Genomic DNA, 18,089 nt, shown 5'->3' on the forward strand with positions numbered 1-18,089 from the left:
TCGCGGTGTGCATCGCATCCGGTCACCGTGGAGGGCGCGACGAGTTCACTTGAGACCCGACCGGACGAAGGCGTTGACGATGTGGCGTTGGAGGACCAGGTAGAGCAGCAGGACGGGGAGGCAGGCGAGGCTGGCCAGGGCCATCATGGGGCCCCATTGGTCGCCTTCGGTGCCCATGAAGCTGCGCAGGCCGAGCTGGAGCACGTCGTTGGACTGGCGCAGCACCACGGCCGGCCAGAAGTACTCGTTCCAGGCGTTGATGAACAGCAGGATGCCGAGGGCGGCCAGGGCGGGGCGCAGGTTGGGGACGACCACGGTCCACAGGATGGCCCAGGAGGAGCGGCCGTCCATCTTCGCGGCGGCGATGAGCTCCTTCGGGAACGCGGTCATGTGCTGGCGCAGCAGCAGGACGCCCAGCGCCGAGCACAGGGTGGGCACGACGCAGCCGATGAGCGTGTTGATCAGGCCCAGCTCGTTGAGCAGGATGTAGTTGGGCAGCATGGTCACCTGGAACGGCACCAGCCAGACGCCCACGAACGCCAGGTACATCAGCCGCTGCAGCGGAAAGGTGTACATCGCGAACGCGTACGACGCGAGCAGTGCCACCAGCAGCTGTCCGGCCGCGGACAGGATCGCCACGAAGAACGTGTTCGCGATCAGCCCGGCGACATCCACCTTCTGCGCCGCGTCGAGATAGTTCTCGATCGACAGCGGCCACGGCAGCGGCGTCAGCGAGGTGACGTCCTCGGGACGGCGCAGCGCCGTGGCGAACAGCCAGTAGATGGGGAACACGCACAGCAGCGCCGTCGCGGCGAGCAGCAGATGGCTGCCCGCCGCGCGGAGACGGTCAATCATCATGAACGGCAACCTTTTCCGAGATCCAGACCAGCACCGCGGCCAGTGCGCCGAAACCGGCGAACAACAGCACGCCCGCCGCGGCGCTGAGCCCGGCGTCGAAGCTGTGGAACGCGTAGTCCCAGAGCAGGTAGTAGATGTTGGTGGTGGCCTGCGAGGGCCCGCCCTGAGTCATCGAATCGATCAGCGGGAACGACAGGGTGGGACTGAGCAGCACGGTCGTGAGCACCAGGAACAACAGCGTGGGCGACAGCAGCGGCAGGGTGATCCAGCGCCGGATCTGCCCCGGTGTCGCCCCGTCGACCCGCGCGGCCTCGCTGTAGTCACCGCTGATGCCGGCCAGCCCGGCCCACACCACCAGCGTCGCGAACCCGAGCAGCTGCCAGCCGGTGATCACGATGATCACCGCCTGCGCGGTCGAGGCGTCGTAGACCCAGTTGTGGCCGGTGCCGAGCAGCTGATCGACGAAGCCGGTGCCCGGATGCAGCAGCCACCGCCACACCGCCGCCGCGGCGACCGGTGCGACGAGAAACGGCGCGAACACCAGCGCCTGATAGACGGTCCTGGCCCGGCCGTGCACGCGCCGGCTCGTCAGCGCGATGAGCACCGGCAACAGCACGGTGAACGGAAGCAACCCCAGGATCAGGGTGGCGGTGCGGCCCAGCGATCCCCAGAATGCCGGAAGGTCCAGCAGCCGTTCGTAATTGGCCGTCCCGACCGGCTTCATGGGTGCGGTCGGGAGCAGGTTCCACGAATAGGTGGACAGCTCGACGGCCTGGGCCAGCGGCTGATAGGTCCACACCACCAGCAGCACCAGCGCGGGCGCCAGATACAGGTAGGGCGCGACGAGGCGGGTCAGCGCGCGACGGGTGACCCGGCGCGGACCCGGCGCGGCGGCGACGTGCGCCACCTGCGCCGGGTCCTGCCGATCGTCGATGACGAACATGTCACCGCGTCCGCGCGGCGATCGCCGCCAGCTGCTCGAGCACCTCGGCCTCGGGCCGGTCGTACACCGGGACCGCCTCGGTCGCCTCGATCGCCGTCGCGAGCAGGGTCGAGCCGACCAGATCGATGCGGCTGTACCCGAATCCGGCGAAGCCACGATGGCGTCCCGCGGGTGCCATCGGATCGATCCGGTACGACAGCGCCGGACCGATCCACACCGGAATCCCCGCCACCGCCGCCGCGGCGGTCAGGTGGTTGTGCCCGCACAGGATCATCCGCACATCCGAGCCCGCGAGCACCTCGGCCAGCCGGTCGGCGTCCTCGAGCTTGAGGAAATCGGCGGTGGCGACGGGGGAGGGGATCGGCGGGTGGTGCAGCACCAGCAGCGTGCCGCGCGGGGCGGGGGTCCGCAGCTGGTCGGTGAGCCAGGCCAGCTGCTCGAGTTCGAGCCTGCCCTCGTGCCGCAGTGGCGTCGTGCTGTCGAGCGCGATGACGCGCAGGCCGGCGATTTCGACGCAGGAATCGTGCGGCAGGGCGGGATCCACCGAACCGGGCGCCCGATCGAGGAGTTCCTCGCCGAAGGCGGCCCGCTCGTCGTGATTGCCCATCACGTAGACGATCTCGGCGCCGAGCTCGGCCGCGACCGGCTCCACGGCCGCCCGCAGCCGCCGGTACGCCTCGGGTGACCCGTTGTCGGACAGGTCACCCGAGAGCACCAGGGCATCCACGTGCTGCCCGGCCGCGCGCAGCTGGGTGAGCACCCGCGCGAGGTTCGCGTCGGTGTCGACGACACCGTGGACGAGCTCACCGGTCGGACGCAGGTGGGTGTCGGTGAGCTGGACGATGGTCAGATCACTCATCATGCCGCCGGGATGAGCTTGGCGCCCTCGGCCTGCGCGGCGGTCAGGGTCGACTGCGGATCCTTGCCCTGGAAGACGATCGCCTCCACCGCGTCCATCATGCCGTCGCGGATCTGCAGATAGTTGTTGCCGGGCATGGAGACCCACGGCTCCATGGTGCCCAGCTGGGCGACGTTCGGCTTCAGCAGCGGGTTCTTGGCGGCCCAGTCCTTCAGGCCGTCGGGCTGGTCGAGCAGGCCGGTCCGCAGCGGCAGGTAGCCGATGTTCTGCGCGATCTTGATGTAGGACTCCTCGCTGGTGAGGAACTTGATCAGCTCCCACGAGGCGCGCTGCTTGGCCGGATCGTTGGACAGGATGTGCAGCCCCGCACCGGAATTGGTCGGCACCGTGGGCTTGTCGCCGAACGCGGGCATCGGCGCCGAGCGCAGATCCCACTTGTCCTTGGCGCCGGTGACGAAGGTGCCCTGGATGGCGCTGGTCTCGAGGATCATGCCGATCTCGCCGCGCGCGAACGCCTCGTAGCCCTGCTTCTGGTTGAGCTTGGGCATGCCGCCCGAATTCACCAGGTTCTGCGCCATCCGGGTCACTTCGACGGCGGGCGCGTCGGCGTAGGTGAGCGTGCGGCGGTCCTGGGAGATGACCCGGCCGCCGTTGGAACGCACCATCGACTGGAAGCACCAGTCCTTGGCCGTCTTGGTCAGGCAGTCGACGTACACCCCGCCCTTCCCGGTGCGCTCGGTGATCTGCGCGGCCGCGGTGGCCACCTCGGCCCAGGTGGCCGGAGGCTTGGCCGGGTCGAGCCCGGCTTCGGTCAGCAGCGAGGCGTTGAAATACAGCACCGGCGTGGAGAACACGAACGGTACGCCGTAGGTGTGGCCGTTCCAGTCGTCGAGGACGCGGGCGCGCGGGGCATAGGCGTGGCGGCCGTCGAAGTTGCGGGCCACCTCCTGCTTGCCGACGAGGGTGTCGAGCGGCTTGGCCTGCAGCTGGTTGATGGTGAAGTCCAGGTCGGAGAAACCGAGCTGGGCGACATCGGGCGGGGTGCCCGCGACCATCTGGTTCTGGATGCTGGAGATGGTGTCGGTGGCCGGGTTCGGGCTGTTGCCCTGCGGCTTCTGCGCCGTCACCTTGATGTTGGGGTACTTCTTGCCGAAGTCGGCGATCAGCGCGTTGAACGTATCGGTCCAGGCACCGGCGAGACCGTAGTTGTAGGACTCGAAGGTGATCGAGACCTGCTGGTCGGGCTTCAGCTCCGGGATCTGCGCGGTCGAGCTGGTGTCCGAGGACACGGTGCCGCCCAGACCGCAGCCGCTCAGGGCGACCGCGGCGGTGAACACCACGCCCAGGATGGGCAGGGTGCGTTTCATGGTGGTTCTCCTCATCGAGTGGTGCGGGAAATCAGGGGACGGGCACGGCCGCCGCGTCCACGGGCTTCGGCGGATCCGGTTGCGGCGCACGCCAGGTCAGCCGCAAGCCGGTATCGGGGTCGAACAGGTGGATGTCGGCGGGATCCACGCGCAGGGTGATGTTCTCGCCCGCCGCGACACCGGCCGGGCGCGCGGCGCGCACGCACAGGCTGGTCGCGCCCGCGTCGAGATGCACCAGTTCCTCACTGCCGAGGTTCTCGACCATGCGCACCGTGCCGCGGACATCGTTGGCCGCGGGGTCGATGCGCAGGCGTTCGGGCCGGATACCGGCGATCACCGGGGTGGCGGCGTCGAGATCGTCGGTGATGTCGAGGGCGGCGTCGACCCCGTCGGCCGTCACCCGCAGCGCGCCCTCGGCCGCGGTGACGACGGCGGGGAACAGGTTCATCGGCGGCGCGCCGAGGAATCCGGCGACGAAGGTCGAGCGAGGCTGGTCGTAGAGCTCGGCGGGGGTGCCGCACTGTTCGACCCGGCCCTCGTTGAGCAGCGCGATGCGCGAGGCCATCGTCATCGCCTCGACCTGGTCGTGGGTGACGTAGAGGAACGTCGCCCCCAACCGCTGGTGCAGGGCGATCAGTTCGGCGCGCGTCGCGCTGCGCAGTTTCGCGTCGAGATTGGACAGCGGCTCGTCCATCAGGAAGGCGCCGGGATCGCGAACCATGGCCCGTGCCAACGCGACTCGCTGCCGCTGCCCGCCCGAGAGCGCCACCGGGCGACGGTCGAGCAGCGCCGACAACTCCAGGGTCGCCGACACCTCCGCCACCCGCTCGGCGATCTCCGCGCGCGGCCTGCGCCGGGCCCGCAGCGGGAAGCCGATGTTCTTGGCCACCGACAGGTGCGGGTAGAGCGCGTAGCTCTGGAACACCATCGCCAGGTCGCGGCGTTGCGGGGCGGCGTCGGTGACGTCGGTGCCGCCAACCAGGATCCGGCCCTCGCTGGGTTCCTCGAGTCCGGCGATCATTCGCAGCAGGGTGGATTTGCCGCAGCCGCTGGGGCCGAGCAGCACCATGAATTCGCCGTCGGCGATGTCGAGGCTCACCTCGCGCACCGCGTAGTCGGCGTCGAACTTCTTCGACACCGCCTGGATCTGCAGTCGTGCCACGTCTCTCCTCAGGCCGGCTCGGAGCCGGTGGTGATCCAGCGCGATACCTCGGTCGCGATCGCGGGCGAATCCTTCAACCAGGCGAAGTGGTCGCGGTGCTCGACAGCGGAGTCCGCGTCGATGTGCCACTGGGTGACCCGCGCGGCGGGCATCCGCGACACCAGGAAGTCGACATTGGACTTCGGGCCGAGCACGTCGTCGGCCAGCGAGATCGCCAGCACCGGCAGGGTCATCCGCGCCAGCAGCGAGTTGTAGCGGCGGGTGGTGCCGCGCGGCCGGTAGTAGCTGGTCAGCGAGTGGATCGACCAGTCGACCATCACCCCGCCCGGCATCGGTGCCGGGATCAGCACCCCGCCCGGCCAGTGCCCCTTGACCCGGGCGACCAGACCGATCCACTGGATCTGGCTCAGCGCCTCGAACCAGCGGCGCGGACCGAAGGCCCACCAGAACACGGTGCCGGTGCCGATCACGGTCACCCCGGCGACCCGCTCGGGCTCGGCGGCGGCGAACAGCAGGGCCAGCTGCCCGCCCAGGCTGTGCCCGAACAGGTGCAGGGGCGCCTGCGGGAACCGCTCTTCGACGGCGGAAACGATGGCGGGCAGGTCGATTTCGAGCATCTCGCGGTAGCCGAAGTCGGCGTGCTCGCCGAGCGCGGGCTCGGCCTCGCCGTGCGCGCGCAGATCGACGGAGGCCACCGACAGTCCGGTGGCGTGCAGTGCTTTGGCCAGCGCCTGGTAGTTGCGGGCCTTCATCGCCATCGCGGGCAGGATCAGCACCACGGGTGCGGTGGCGTCCTCGGCGGCCAGCCAGCGCACCGTGAACCGCACGCCGTCGACGGTCTCGACCAGGGCGGTGTCGGGCGTGGTCGAGACCGCGGCGCCGTCCTGCGCGGAATCGCCGCGCGCTCCGGGATTCATGCGTCGTCCGTTCCGGCGATGCGGACATCGCACACGTAGTCGAAGGTGAATTCGGCGGTGAGCACGTCGTTGTCGTCGAGCAGCTCGGCGCGACCGGACAGGCCGAACCGGGTGGACTCGGTGGCGGCCAGGATCATGGCCAGCTCGGTGGCGTCGACGGTGGCCACCGCGCGGATGCGGCCACGCGCCGGCTTGCGGTAGGCGGCGGTGCCGCCGCGCAGGACCAGCCGGTCGATGGTGTGCAGGCGGTGCGCGGCCGCGCCGACGAACGCCGCGGCGCCCGCGATGTCGGCGGCGGTGAACAGCGCGCCCGCGTGCACGGTGCCCATGTGGTTGCACATGACCGGTTCGGCGGGGATCTCCACCACCGAGCGGTCCGGGGAGATCTCGGTGATCACCGTCCCGACGTGCGCGCCGAACGGCACGAGCGCCTGGGAGGCGTCACGCAGGTAACCGAAGTCGACGGCATCGGGGTCGAGGGCGGGGTAGGCGGCGCCGAATCCGACGATACTGCGGGTCATCTCGTCGTCCTCTCAGCGCGGTCCGCGCAGGACGCGCCGTGCGATCGACCAGCGCAGCACCTCCGACGGACCCTCGTAGATGCGGAAAGCCCTGGCCTCCACCAGGAACCGGGCCACCAGGTGGTCCTCGCAGACCCCGAGTCCGCCGTGCAGCTGCACCGCGCGGTCGAGCACCCGCCACACCGCCTCGGAGACGAAGGTCTTGGTGATCGAGGCCTCGTGCCTGGCCTGCCCGGAGGCGGCGCCGTGCGCGTCGATGGTGGCCGCGGTGGTGCGGATCAGCCCGCGGGCGGCGGCGATGTCGATCTCGTTGTCGGCGATCAGGCCCTGGGCCAGACCGTGGTCGGCGATCGGCACGCCGAACGAGGTGCGGTTGCCGATGTGGTCGATGGTGAGCTGCTGGGCGCGCACGGCCAGGCCGAGCCAGTTCATGCAGAACACCAGGCGCGAGGGCGCCAACCGGACCTGTGCCAGATCCAGGCCGCGGCCGACCGTGCCAAGGATCGCCGACTCGGGGACCTCGCAGTCGGCGAACTCGACCTCGCAGTGTCCGCCGGGCGCGCTGGTGTGGTCCAGCGTCGGCATCCGGCGGCCCACCCGCAGGCCGGGGTTGTCCTGGTCGACCAGGAACATCGTGGGCCCGTCGACGGTGGTGGCGACGCAGATGGTGAACGCGGCGCCCTGGGCGCCGGTGGTGAAGTGCTTGCGGCCGTTGATGACCCAGCCGGAATCGGTCTCCTCGGCGATTGTGGCCAGCATCCGCGGGTCCGAGCCCGCGCCGGGGGCCGGCTCGGTCATGGCGATCGCCGAGCGGACCTCGCCCGCGGCCAGCGGTGCCAGGTACCGCTCGCGCTGCCCGGGGTTCGCGACCGCGGCCAGCAGGTGGATGTTGCCGTCGTCGGGCGCCCAGGCGTTGACCGCCAGCGGTCCGAGCAGGCTCGCGCCCGCCGCCTCGAGCACCTCGGCCTGCGCCCTGGTGTCGAGACCGAGACCGCCGTACTCGGGATCGGAGAGCGGGCCGAACACCCCGGCCTCCTTGGCCTTCTTCTGCAGGTCCAGGCGCAGGGCGTCGTCGGTGACCCGGCCACCGACCACGACCTCGCGTTCCACCGGGATCACGTGGTCTGCCACGAACTGTCTGGTCTTGTCGACCAGTTCCGCCACTGGAGTCATGGGAGTCAGTGTCGGGTGGGTCGCGTGCCCACTGTCGGGGCGATAGTGAATGTCGATCGCTCCAATCGACTCGGCATCGCGCGGCGGCGCAGCCGGGTTGCGGCCAGCACGGTGAAAGGGACGACTTCGCCGTAGGAGTGGCCGGACTGCGAAAGGGCACGAGCGTGACCGGGTTTAGCGTGCGGGTGATCGAACGAACCGACGAAGCCGACGCGGTGTTCGCGCTGGTGCTCGCGGCGGCCGACGGTGGGGACCTGCCGTCGTGGACGCCGGGGGCGCACATCGACGTGGCGGTCGGGGATGCGGGTGTGCGGCAGTACTCGCTGTGCGGTGACCCCGCCGAGCGCGATCGCTGGCGGATCGCGGTCCTGCACGAGCCCACCGGACGGGGCGGGTCGGCCTACCTGCACCGCACCGCGCTCCCCGGCAGCTCGCTGTCGGTGTCGTTGCCGCGCAACAACTTCGAGCTGAGCACGGCACCCGAATACACGTTCGTGGCCGGGGGGATCGGGATCACCCCGATCCTGCCGATGATCGCCGCCGCCGATCGGGCCGGCGCGCGGTGGACCCTGCACTACGGTGCGCGGACGAAGGCACACATGGCCTTCGCGGACATGCTCACCAGCCGGTATCCGGCGGTGAACCTGGTTCCCCAGGACGTGTCCGGGCTGCTGCCCGTCGCCGACGTCCTGGCCGCGAGCCCGGGCGCGACGGTGTACTGCTGCGGGCCCGAACCCCTCCTGGCCGCGGTCGAGGCCGAAGGGCAGCGGCAGGGCATCTCCGTGCGCACCGAACGCTTCGTCCCGCGCGCCGTCGAACGCACCGGCCCCGACGCCGCCTTCGAGATCCGCCTGGCCCAGACCGGCCGAACCCTGCGCATCGCGCCGGACCGCTCCATCGTCGACGTCCTCGAATCAGCCGGCGTCCCCGTCATCACCTCCTGCCGCGAGGGCACCTGCGGCAGCTGCGAAACCCCCGTCCTCGACGGCGAGATCGACCACCGCGACTCCCTGCTCACCCCCGAGGAACGCGAATCCGGCAAAACCATGATGCTCTGCGTCTCCCGAGCCCACTCGGAAGTCCTGATCCTGGACCTGTGAGTCACGTTCACTCATCGGAACGTGACAGCTCCTACGGGCACTGACCGTCGAGCCGATGAACGCGAAGGGTCAGACGGCAATCAGCATGTCCAGATCTGCTTCCAGGTCGCGGTCGCGGTGATAGCCGCGGTCCTCGATCAAGCGCACGGCCGCGCGAGCCGCCGCGATGTCCGCCTCGGTGGCAACGCTCAGCAATTCGCGGAGATCCGCGAGGTCTTGTGGTCGCGTGTCGTCGTCACGGGACAGGAGTTTGAGTGCGAATCAGGTGACCGGTGGTTGCTATCGACAAACTGGGGTACCGGTGGGCGCTCGTCGGCGGATTCGCCGTATCGGCCCGCTCGATTCCCCGATTCACCCATGACATCGACCTCGCGGTGGCGGTGGCCAACGACGCCGATGCCGAAGCATCGGCTCGCGCTCGCCGCAGCGCTGATTCGAGTGCGTTCACGCGAATCGGGCGGACGGGTGGCCGAATGCTTCTCCGGTTCCAGATCGGGACAATAGCCAGGACGCGACAAGGTCATCGAGGTCGGTCGACGAGGCGAGCGGGTACATCCGGCGCATTCGCATGCGGTACATCCGCACGCCGAATTCGGACATCTCGAGTGCGAGACGAAGCCGCTGAGCTGGTGTTTCATCCGTCACCCCCTCAGGTTACGTCAGGACGTCGCAGGCATGCTCACCAGTTCGACCGGACGTCGGCCTGTCGGTTCAGGCCCGCACACACGATGGGGCCGACGGCCGTGCTCGCCGCGGACGAGCCCTGGGCAGTCTGCGACTCGTGGCCCGTTCGGTCAGTGGGAGGTGCGTGGCGCGGGTTCCGGTAGGTTCGCGGGATGATGGCGGGGTCTGCTCTGTATTGCGGGACACGGTGGGACGAGCAGGGGCGGTGGAGTTACGAGCTGATCCGGGAGGACGGCAGTATCGAATTTCTACCGGGGGTCGGGACCCGGTTGGCGTTCCGGGTGGACGGGGATGCGCGGTATTGCCTGGGATATCACGGGTTCGGGGGTGGGCGGCGGGGACGGCAGGTGTATCCGCGGTGGGCGAGGGTCGACAGTGGGAAGCAGTGTGGGCAGTGCCGGGTGACCGAGGGGTGGGCGGTGGTGCACAGTCATCGGGGGCCGCTGTCGGGGTTGCCGGAGCAGGTGCGGGAGTACGTGGCGCAGCCGCATCATCTGTACATCGCCTACTTCGGTGACGGGATGACGAAGGTGGGGACGGCCTCGGCGGTGCGGCGACATCGCCGGCTCTATGAGCAGGGGGCGCTGGTGGCGCGGTTCATCACCGATTCGCCCGACGGGCTGCATGTGCGCGAGCTGGAGCGGGCGGTGTCGGAGCGGGCCGGGTTCCGGCAGGCCGTCGCCGGTGTCACCAAGACCAGGATCCTGACCAGACCGTTGCGGCCCTGGGCGGCGGTGGAGGCCGCCGTCGCGGACGCGGCCGAGCACGCGGCGGGGGTCCTGCCCGTGGAGACCTCCCGCACCGATACAGCCTGGTCAGGAGGCCGGGAGTTCTACGACACCCTCCACACGCGAGGCCGCTTCCCGGATGCCCTGGAGTTCACCGAGGACCGCGGCGAGTACGTCCTCGACGCCGTCACCGCCCACGGCCACACCATCGCCTGCGCGGACGAGGCGGGCGACGGAGAGCTGTTGCTGGTGAACGACTCGCGGTTGATCGGGCGCCGGATCGTGCTCGACCCCGCCATCACGGCCACCGCGCCCCCGGTACAGACCAGCCTGTTCTAGCCGGTCTGCAGGACGACCCGCGATCTCTCAGGTGTTGCAGCCCTGGGACGAATCACCCGAGGCCGACGGCGGCAGCTGGATCAGGCAGACAAGCGTGTCGAGAATCGCGAGCGGGAGTTCGGCGGAACCGGAGGCCACGGGCGCGGCGGCCGGCGCGGAAGCCACCGCGGGCGCCGCCGACAGCGGCAGGCCGAACGCCGCGGCGGCGAGCAGGACGGACACGAGCTTCTTGGACATGACCACCTCGTTGCCGTGGACAGCTGGATCGAGCCCGATGCTACGCCGCCGTCCCGACATACGCGCCGGGTCGAGCCCGCCGGCGGGTGCGCACGGCATCGGTGGGCGGGGCGAGTGATCCGGCCCTGCGGTTCTCCCGCCGCGGTCGTGGATCGGCGGCATCCCGCGACCCGCCATCCGCGGGGATGGACGATGCGCAGCCGCCGCGACCCGGGTGGCGCGATCTCCGCTCAGCGCAGCCGCACCGGAAGTTCGAGCAGCCCGCGGATGAGCGTGCTGGTCTGCCAGCCGAGGGAGTCGGCGGTGGGCGCCAGGCGCAGATCGGGAAAGCGGGTGAGCAGGGTGGTGAAGGCGATCTCGGCTTCGAGGCGGGCCAAGGGCGCGCCGACGCAGAAGTGGATGCCGTGGCCGAAGGCGAGGTGGCCGGTGGGGTGGCCGTCGACGGTGAGGGTGTCCGGGTCGGCGAAGCGGGCGGGGTCGCGGTTGGCGGCCGCGAGCGAGACGTAGACCAGCTCGTTCGCGGGGATCTCGATGCCGCCCAGGGTGACCGGCTCGGTCGTGTACCGCACCGTCGCCATGCCGACCGGTCCGTCGTAGCGGAGGAACTCCTCGATCGCCGCGGGCACTCCCGCCGGGTCGGCGCACAGGGCCTGCCACTGCGCGCGGTCGCGCAGCAGCGCGTTGACGCCGTTGGCGATGAGATTGACGGTGGTCTCGTGCCCGGCGACCAGCAGCAGGAACGCCATCGACACCAGCTCGCGGTCGGTGAGGCGGTCGCCGTCGTCGTCGGCCAGGACCAGCTGGGACAGCAGGTCGTCGGCGGGCTCGGCCTGCTTGGCCCGCACCAGGTTCGCCAGGTAGCCGACCATCGCCGCCGACGCGGCCGGACGCTCGGTGTCCTCGCCCTCCCCGACGACGGTGACCAGGGCACGCGTCCAGGCCTGGAAGTCGGCGCGATCGGCGTAGGGCACGCCGAGCAGCTCGCAGATCACCGTCACCGGAAGGGGATTGGCGAACTCCGCCAGCAGATCCACCTCGTCGCGGCCGGCGACGGCGTCGAGCAGCGCGGTGGTGATCTGCTCGATCCGAGGGCGCAACGTGGCGACCTGCTTGGCGGTGAACGCCTTGTTCACCAGCTTGCGCAGCCGGGTGTGCGCGGGTGGGTCGGTGCTGAGCATGTGGCTGAGCAGGGTCAGCGCGTTCGGGTCCGAGGGGGTGGAGTCGCGCTTGTCGTGCAGGATCGCGTCGACCCGCACGACATCCTTGGCCAGGCGCGGATCGGCCAGTGCCTGGCGGGCTTCGGCGTAGCCGACGATCACCCAGCGGATGACGTCGTCGGGGAAGCGGACCCGGTGCACCGGGGCCTCGGCGCGCCAGCGCCGGTAGTGGGCGTGTGGATCGTCGAAGAAGTCGGCGCCGATGGACGCGACGGGGGCGGCTGCGGTGATGTCGGCCATCCCGCGACGGTACCGGCGCCCGGCGAACGACTCGCCGAACTCGGGTGATCTCGATCAGGCGATCGGAGGTCGGGATGGAATGGCTTGCGGCAAGACGGAATTCACCACGCGCTGGTCGAATGGCGGAGGAATCGTCCGCAGGGAGGAAAACCATGACCAGTACTGATGTCGACGTCGACGCGACCGCGGCCCGGCGCGTCGCCGAACTGACCGCGGTGTTCGAACGCGGGCTGCAGGAGAAACTGGGGGTCGGCGATTCGCTCGGCATCCGCCTGGAGAGCGCGGCCAAGGGACGCACCCGCTACTACCTCGACCCGAACCCGGCGACCATCAACGCCATGTTCACCGTGCACGGCGGCGTGCTCGCCACGCTGCTCGACACCGCCATGGGCAGCGCGGTGTTCACCGAGCTCGCCGACGGTGTCGCCTACACCACCCTCGAGCTGAAGGTGAACTTCATCCGCGCCGTCACCCTCGACGGCAGCCGCCTGACCTGCGAGGCCACCGCCGTCCACGTCGGCAGGCGCACCGCCACCGCGGAGGGCCGCATCACCGACGCTGCGGGCAAGCTCATCGCCCACGGCAGCACCACGATTCTCGTGCTGGCCCAGAGCAACTGACACCGACGAGGACGGCCCCGCTCGCGAGGAGCGGGGCCGTCCTCGTGTGCTCAGGCGATGGTGCGGCAGCTCTCGACGAACGTGATGAGCTCGTCGACCGGCTCGGTGCGGGTGTCCACCGCCCGGTCGATCACCTTCACCAGGTGCTCGTAGGCGGCGGTGTGGTCGTAGTCGGTGACCTCGGCGATGCGCAGCGCCCACCGCCAATAACCGCGCAGCGTGTCCGACAGCGGCATCCGGAAATGGGCGATGACGTCGCGGATCGGGGCCACCACGGCGTCACCGTCGTGGCGCAGGTACCGGGTCACCACCTCGGCCATGAAACTGAAATGCCTGGCCTCGTCCCGGGACAGCCGGGTGAGCACCGCGGCCAGCACCGGGTCGGCGACGACATCGCGCAGCTGCTGGTAGTACATCTGCGTCGCCTTCTCCTGCACCAGCGCGTAGGCGAAGAACTGGACGGGATGGTCGTAGGGCAGGTCGAACGGTTTGTGCCCCTCGACCGCCAGTTCCGCACGCAGCGTCGACCTTTCGGCCATGCCCGCCGACTCCTGATAGCGGGCCAGTGCCCTGGCGTGGGTGTCCTCCTCGAGCGCCCAGCGCACCGTGAAGTGGTAGAGCTCCCGATTGTGTTCGAAGGTCGGCAGGTCCACGCTGTCGTCGACCGGGAAGTGCCGGTGGTAGACGTCGAAATAGCCGGGCAGGTGATCCTCGATGAGGGTGACGAACTGGACAGCGGACCGTTGTCCCTCGGTGAGCCTGCCCGCGTCGGCGGCGGCCCAGTCGAAGGCGGTCTCCACGTCCCAGGCGCGGGTCGCGGGGGAGGCGGCGAGGAAGCCGTCGACCGCGGCGGTGAGCTCGGTGACGGGCAGCAGCCCCGGTGTGCTGATCATGTCCTACCTGGCATTCCGGCAGACCAGCGCGTAGTGCTTGGTGGTGTAACCCCAGCCCGCGTTGGCGATCTCGAGATAGTGGCGCAGCTTGGCCGCCAGGCCGGCGCCGTGCGCGTCGATGCGGTCGGCGGCGGCGTCGACATTGGCGATCCAGTCCTCGATCGTGCGCCGGTAGTTCTCGGTGAGGTCGTCGACCGAGAGCACCGAGAAGCCGGCGTTCTCGGCGGACGCGACCAGCTCCGAGAGCGGGCGCAGCTCGCCGAAACCGAAGATGTCCTCGCGGACGAATCCGGTGCCGTCACGATCGTCGAACGCGGTGCGGGTGGCCGCGTTGCGGAAGCAGCTCTCCGACACGTAGAGGGTGCCGCCGCGGCGCAGCACCGCCTTGGCGCGGCGGAACACCTCGTCGGGATCGGGCATGTGCACGATCGAGCCGAGCAGGGTGACGGCGTCGAAACCGCGCGCCGGCAGCTCGAGCCGCTCGAAATGCCCGACGCGGGTCCGCACCAGCTCGCTCACCCCGCGTGCGGCGGCCTGCGCGGCGATGTAGTCGTGCTGGCGGGGCGCCGGGCTGACACCCAGTGTGTGGCAACCCAGTTCGCTCGCCATGTACAGGATCAGCGAACCCCAGCCGCAGCCGACGTCGAGCAGGTGTTCCCCGCCGCGCAGCCCGAGCCGCTCGGCGACGAAGCGCAGCTTGTTGCGCTGCGCCGTCTCCAGGGTGTCGTCGGCGGATTCGTACAGTGCCGCACTGTATTTGCGCAGCGGATCGAGGAACTCGCCGAAGATGTCGGGATCGAGATCGTAGTGCTGATTGGTATCGGCGACGACCGTCATGCGGACGCTCCGCGCACGGAGCGCTCCACCACGGCGGTGACCTCGGCCAGGGTGGACATGCCGAAGACGTCTTCGTCCTCGAGTTCGATGTCGAAGGTGCGCTCGATGCGGGCGATCATCCGCAGCACCCGCACCGAATCGACACCGGCCATGGCGCGCAGGTCGGCGTCGGGGGTCAGGTCGGCGGCGGGCAGGCCGGTCTCGGTGACCGCGATCTCGGTGACCGTGCGCAGGATGGTGTCGGCGGAAGTGGTGGTCATGGCCGGGCTCCGTTCGGGGAGAAGGTGTTCGCCGTGGACAGGGCGTGGTCGAGCAGGGCGACTTCGTCGTCGTCGAGGGTGAGCTGGTCGCGGACCGCGTGCAGCTCGAAGGGCTGGTAGGTGGCCGTCGACGTCGCGCACACCGCGCCGTCGGCATCGAGGATCTCCGCGTGCGCGGCGATCGGACCCGCACCGCGCTCGGCGGGCAGCGTTGCCACACAGCGGTATTCGCGGTCGATCAGCAGCGGGGTGAGGAAGCGGGTGCGCTGGGAGACGGTGAAGGCGGGCACGTTGCGCGCGAGCACGATGAGATTGCCCATCACCTCGTCGCACACCACGCCGATCAGGCCGCCGTGCACGACACCGGGATAGGACTCGAAGGCCCGGCCCAGCCGGAACGCCGCCACCAGGGCGCCGTCGGAGCGCGGCGTGAAGCTCAGGCGCAGCCCGGCGGCGTTGTGCGGGGAGCAGCCGAAGCAGTGGTAGTCGGGGATCACCGACCACGGCACCGTGACGGCCGCGGTCTGCTCGGCGGCCGTCATCAGGCGATGGCGTCGGCCAGCGCGCGACGCACCTTCGCGTTGCTGGACAGGTCGAGCCCGGTGATCGAGGCGAAGGTGCGGCGCACCTTGTCGTGCAGCACCTCGAGTTCGCCCTCGGCGGCGACCTGCTCGAGGAACAGCTCGAAGCCGGTGTCGATGGTCTCGTGGTCGCCGAGTTCGGCGATGCCCGCCTTGAAGGTGCTCACCGGATGCTTGATCTTGGCCTCGGAGCTGTAGACATAGAGGGTCTCGAGCACCGAGGGCAGTTCCTCCGGGCGCTTCTTCAGCCGCTCGTTGGTGTAGTGGATGAACTCGCGCGCGTGCCCGGCCTCGTCGCGACTGGCGTTGAGCAACAACTCCTTCAGCACCGGTTCGGCCACCCAGCTCGACACCGCGCGGTACACGTGGTTGACGGTGAGCTCGGAGATGATGTTGGTGGCCAGCGTCGCCGAGGGCGTACTGCCCGGCGCGTACGGTTCGCGCATGGCGTCCACGGCGCGGTCCTCCACGTCCTCGCCGATCGCGCCGAGCCAGGAGCGGAACGCGTAGTGGTGCTGCACCTCCTGGTAACCCCACACCACCGCGAAGGTGGAGAAGTCGTAGTCGTCGACGAATTCGTTGAGGAATCCGTGCACCGCGGCGATCACATTGGACTCGCCCATCGCGGCGCTCTTGGCCAGGGTGATGTATTCGGGGCGGACCAGCGTCGGGTCGACGGCGGGCAGGTCCAGATCGCTCAGTTTCCAGTGCAGGCGTTCGTAGTGGCGGAACACGTCAAAGCTGTGCACGAGGCACTCCGTTCGATCGAAGGGGAGCCGGGCGCGGCGTCATCGCCGGCCGATCAGATCGCGGGCGGCGAGGCGTTGGAGCTTGCCGCTGCTGGTGCGGGGGATGCTGCGCGGCGCGACCAGGTGCACCTCGACCGCACCCAGCCCGAGGTGGGCGGCGACGGCCGCGCGGATGGCCTCGGCGAGCGCGTCGGCCGCGGCGCCGGTGCGTTCGGTCTCGGCGATCAGGGCGATCACGTCGTCGGCGTCGGGATCGACGGCGGCGGTGCAGCGGCCCTTGTGGATGCCGTCGAGGTCACGGACGGCCGCCTCGACGTCCTGGGCGTAGTAGTTCACGCCGCGCACGGTGATCATGTCCTTGCAGCGGCCGGTGACGAACAGTTCGGCGCCGCGCCGGTAGCCGAGATCGCCGGTGCGCAACCACCCGTCGACGAATCGGTCGGCCACGGACTCCGGGTCGGCGGTGAGATAGCCGTCTGTGACCGGCGCGCCGTGGATCAGGATCTCGCCGACCCGCCCGTCGGGCAGGTCGGCGCCGGTGTCGGTGTGCACGATCCGCACCGCGATCCCTTCGACGGGTCCGCCGACCGAGGCCACCGCCCGCGCGCCCGCGGCGTCGCGCGGCACCTCGTCGGCCACGGCGGCGTCCGAGAGCAGGGCACGGTCGACCCACTCGAACACCGGCTCGCGCAGCAGCGGCGGGAACGCGACCGCGAGGGTGGCCTCGGCCATGCCGTACACGCCGAACATCGTCGAGGCTGCGAAACCGGCGGGCGCGAACCGTTCGCAGAACGCGCTGACCACCGATTCGGCGATCGGTTCGGCGCCGTTGAACGCGATCCGCCAGTGACTCAGGTCGTAGTCGGCGACCCGCTCCGGCGGGATCGCGGCGAGTAGCGCCTCGTAGCCGAAGTTCGGCATCGCGGTGATGGTGGTCTTCGTCGCGGCGAACTCGCCGAGCCAGCGCGCCGGATCCTTCACGAACGCGAGCGGCGACCACACGTGCGACGGGATGCCGCGCAGCACCGCCGACAGGGTGCCGAACAGTCCCATGTCGTGGAACAGCGGCAACCAGAATCCGCCCTGATCGTCGAGTCCGAGATCGATGCCGGTGCGGATGGCGGCCAGTCCGCTCACCACGTTCGCGTGGGTGAGGCGCACACCCTTGGGCAGCGCGGTGCTGCCGGAGGTGAATTGCACGATGGCCAGATCGTCGGGGCCGGGGGTGGGCAGGATGTCCACGTCGGCGGTGACCTCGTCGACGAGTGCGCCGGTGTCGACGAATTCGACGCCGATGTCCCCGAGCAGCGGGATCATCGAGGCGAAGCGGGGCGAGACGAGGATCGTCCGCATGCCGGCCGCCGCGGTGATCGCCGCCAGCTTGGCCGGGTAGGCGGCTGTCGCCCCGGCGCCCGCGGGCAGCGGCAGGGGAGTGGCGGCGCCGCCCGCGGCGGCGATGCCGAACAGCGAGGTCAGGAACTCCGGCGCGTTGGGGCTGAGCACGCCGACGGGTTCGCCACGGCCGATCCCGCGCCGCACCAGCGCGGTCGCCGTCGTCCGGGCGCGTGCCAGCATCTCGGCGTTGTCCAGCTGCTCCGAGACCGACCAGAACGTCGCAGGCACGTCCGGCCGCTCGGCGGCGACCCGGGCCAGCAGCGTGGTGAGCGTGTCGCTCGAACGCGAGGAATTCATGCCGGAAACGACAACAGCGGCATATGACATCGCGTTGAACGAATAACGAAATACGCGCGCCGATAATCACCGTCGATCGGCCAATTGCACTGCCTGATAAAGATATTCGACT

General features: G+C 69.9%; 20 protein-coding genes and 2 pseudogenes. 4 read left to right on the plus strand and 18 right to left on the minus strand.

Translation table 11 applies throughout. The annotated features are described in order from the left end of the window. Positions 1-45: 45 nt before the first annotated feature. From AB0H56_RS19110 to AB0H56_RS19145, 8 genes are read right to left on the minus strand one after another with little or no spacing between them, the layout of a single operon-like run. A complete protein-coding gene (locus AB0H56_RS19110) occupies positions 46-858 on the minus strand; it encodes a carbohydrate ABC transporter permease (RefSeq protein ID WP_110035382.1) in 813 nt (270 codons plus the stop codon). Further along, on the minus strand, positions 848-1,801 hold the full coding sequence (locus tag AB0H56_RS19115) for a sugar ABC transporter permease (protein ID WP_357164713.1): 954 nt from the start codon (positions 1,799-1,801) through the stop codon (positions 848-850). Before AB0H56_RS19115 ends, AB0H56_RS19110 begins: the two co-directional genes overlap by 11 nt. Position 1,802: 1 nt before the next feature. Beyond that, positions 1,803-2,660, minus strand: coding sequence for a metallophosphoesterase (locus tag AB0H56_RS19120; protein WP_357165232.1), 858 nt, complete (start codon positions 2,658-2,660; stop codon positions 1,803-1,805). Next, the gene (locus AB0H56_RS19125; RefSeq protein WP_357164716.1) at positions 2,660-4,027 is read right to left on the minus strand and encodes an ABC transporter substrate-binding protein; all 1,368 of its coding nucleotides are present in this window, start codon (positions 4,025-4,027) and stop codon (positions 2,660-2,662) included. Before AB0H56_RS19125 ends, AB0H56_RS19120 begins: the two co-directional genes overlap by 1 nt. 31 nt (positions 4,028-4,058) lie before the next feature. Then, positions 4,059-5,189 carry an ABC transporter ATP-binding protein gene (locus AB0H56_RS19130; RefSeq protein ID WP_357164719.1) on the minus strand — a complete coding sequence of 377 codons (1,131 nt, stop codon included), beginning with the start codon at positions 5,187-5,189 and terminating at the stop codon, positions 4,059-4,061. Positions 5,190-5,197: 8 nt separating this feature from the next. Beyond that, positions 5,198-6,106, minus strand: coding sequence for an alpha/beta fold hydrolase (locus AB0H56_RS19135; protein ID WP_357164722.1), 909 nt, complete (start codon positions 6,104-6,106; stop codon positions 5,198-5,200). Beyond that, positions 6,103-6,627, minus strand: a complete 525-nt coding sequence (locus AB0H56_RS19140; protein ID WP_357164724.1) for a YiiD C-terminal domain-containing protein — start codon at positions 6,625-6,627, stop codon at positions 6,103-6,105. The genes AB0H56_RS19135 and AB0H56_RS19140 overlap by 4 nt, the downstream gene beginning before the upstream one ends. A 12-nt stretch (positions 6,628-6,639) precedes the next feature. Beyond that, entirely contained in the window at positions 6,640-7,800 is a 1,161-nt protein-coding gene (locus tag AB0H56_RS19145) for an acyl-CoA dehydrogenase family protein (protein WP_357164727.1), read from the minus strand. Positions 7,801-7,985: 185 nt separating this feature from the next. Here AB0H56_RS19145 and AB0H56_RS19150 point away from each other — a divergent pair, with 185 nt between their 5' ends. Next, the gene (locus AB0H56_RS19150; protein WP_357164730.1) at positions 7,986-8,900 is read left to right on the plus strand and encodes a PDR/VanB family oxidoreductase; all 915 of its coding nucleotides are present in this window, start codon (positions 7,986-7,988) and stop codon (positions 8,898-8,900) included. A 69-nt stretch (positions 8,901-8,969) separates the two neighbouring features. Here AB0H56_RS19150 and AB0H56_RS19155 read toward each other — a convergent pair. Next, positions 8,970-9,183 (minus strand): annotated as a pseudogene (locus AB0H56_RS19155) (hypothetical protein); the annotation flags it as partial. Between AB0H56_RS19155 and AB0H56_RS19160 the strand changes: the two are divergent. Continuing rightward, positions 9,173-9,319: pseudogene (locus tag AB0H56_RS19160) on the plus strand (nucleotidyl transferase AbiEii/AbiGii toxin family protein); the annotation flags it as partial. The pseudogenes AB0H56_RS19155 and AB0H56_RS19160 sit on opposite strands and share 11 nt — an antisense overlap. Before the next feature lie 25 nt (positions 9,320-9,344). Here the strand turns inward: AB0H56_RS19160 and AB0H56_RS19165 are convergent. After that, positions 9,345-9,545 (minus strand): hypothetical protein, encoded by a 201-nt coding sequence (locus tag AB0H56_RS19165; RefSeq protein WP_357164733.1) that lies wholly within the window; start codon positions 9,543-9,545, stop codon positions 9,345-9,347. 440 nt (positions 9,546-9,985) lie between these two features. On the opposite strand from AB0H56_RS19165, the gene AB0H56_RS19170 reads away from it, so the two are divergent. Next, the gene (locus AB0H56_RS19170) at positions 9,986-10,651 is read left to right on the plus strand and encodes a hypothetical protein (RefSeq protein ID WP_357164736.1); all 666 of its coding nucleotides are present in this window, start codon (positions 9,986-9,988) and stop codon (positions 10,649-10,651) included. 27 nt (positions 10,652-10,678) lie between these two features. Here AB0H56_RS19170 and AB0H56_RS19175 read toward each other — a convergent pair whose 3' ends face one another. Both AB0H56_RS19175 and AB0H56_RS19180 read right to left on the minus strand, forming a co-directional pair. Beyond that, a complete protein-coding gene (locus AB0H56_RS19175) occupies positions 10,679-10,888 on the minus strand; it encodes a hypothetical protein (RefSeq protein WP_357164739.1) in 210 nt (69 codons plus the stop codon). A 230-nt stretch (positions 10,889-11,118) separates the two neighbouring features. Continuing rightward, complete coding sequence (locus tag AB0H56_RS19180) at positions 11,119-12,345, minus strand: cytochrome P450 (protein ID WP_357164742.1); 1,227 nt, start codon at positions 12,343-12,345, stop codon at positions 11,119-11,121. A gap of 152 nt (positions 12,346-12,497) precedes the next feature. Here AB0H56_RS19180 and AB0H56_RS19185 point away from each other — a divergent pair, with 152 nt between their 5' ends. Next, positions 12,498-12,965 carry a PaaI family thioesterase gene (locus tag AB0H56_RS19185; protein WP_110035370.1) on the plus strand — a complete coding sequence of 156 codons (468 nt, stop codon included), beginning with the start codon at positions 12,498-12,500 and terminating at the stop codon, positions 12,963-12,965. Positions 12,966-13,015: 50 nt separating this feature from the next. Here AB0H56_RS19185 and AB0H56_RS19190 read toward each other — a convergent pair whose 3' ends face one another. The 6 genes from AB0H56_RS19190 to AB0H56_RS19215 are packed head-to-tail and all read right to left on the minus strand — an operon-like array spanning position 13,016 to position 17,977. Beyond that, positions 13,016-13,858, minus strand: a complete 843-nt coding sequence (locus tag AB0H56_RS19190) for an acyl-ACP desaturase (protein ID WP_357164745.1) — start codon at positions 13,856-13,858, stop codon at positions 13,016-13,018. A 3-nt stretch (positions 13,859-13,861) separates the two neighbouring features. After that, entirely contained in the window at positions 13,862-14,695 is an 834-nt protein-coding gene (locus AB0H56_RS19195) for a class I SAM-dependent methyltransferase (RefSeq protein WP_357164748.1), read from the minus strand. After that, the gene (locus tag AB0H56_RS19200) at positions 14,692-14,955 is read right to left on the minus strand and encodes an acyl carrier protein (protein WP_357164751.1); all 264 of its coding nucleotides are present in this window, start codon (positions 14,953-14,955) and stop codon (positions 14,692-14,694) included. The genes AB0H56_RS19195 and AB0H56_RS19200 overlap by 4 nt, the downstream gene beginning before the upstream one ends. Next, a complete protein-coding gene (locus AB0H56_RS19205; protein WP_357164754.1) occupies positions 14,952-15,497 on the minus strand; it encodes a PaaI family thioesterase in 546 nt (181 codons plus the stop codon). The genes AB0H56_RS19200 and AB0H56_RS19205 overlap by 4 nt, the downstream gene beginning before the upstream one ends. Next, positions 15,497-16,285 carry a ferritin-like domain-containing protein gene (locus tag AB0H56_RS19210; RefSeq protein ID WP_067489055.1) on the minus strand — a complete coding sequence of 263 codons (789 nt, stop codon included), beginning with the start codon at positions 16,283-16,285 and terminating at the stop codon, positions 15,497-15,499. The genes AB0H56_RS19205 and AB0H56_RS19210 overlap by 1 nt, the downstream gene beginning before the upstream one ends. Positions 16,286-16,324: 39 nt before the next feature. Then, positions 16,325-17,977: an AMP-binding protein gene (locus AB0H56_RS19215; RefSeq protein ID WP_357164757.1), complete on the minus strand. Its 1,653-nt coding sequence runs from the start codon at positions 17,975-17,977 to the stop codon at positions 16,325-16,327. Between the last annotated feature and the right edge of the window lie 112 nt (positions 17,978-18,089).

It is taken from the genome of Nocardia sp. NPDC050717 (assembly GCF_040654275.1).
Lineage (GTDB): Bacteria > Actinomycetota > Actinomycetes > Mycobacteriales > Mycobacteriaceae > Nocardia.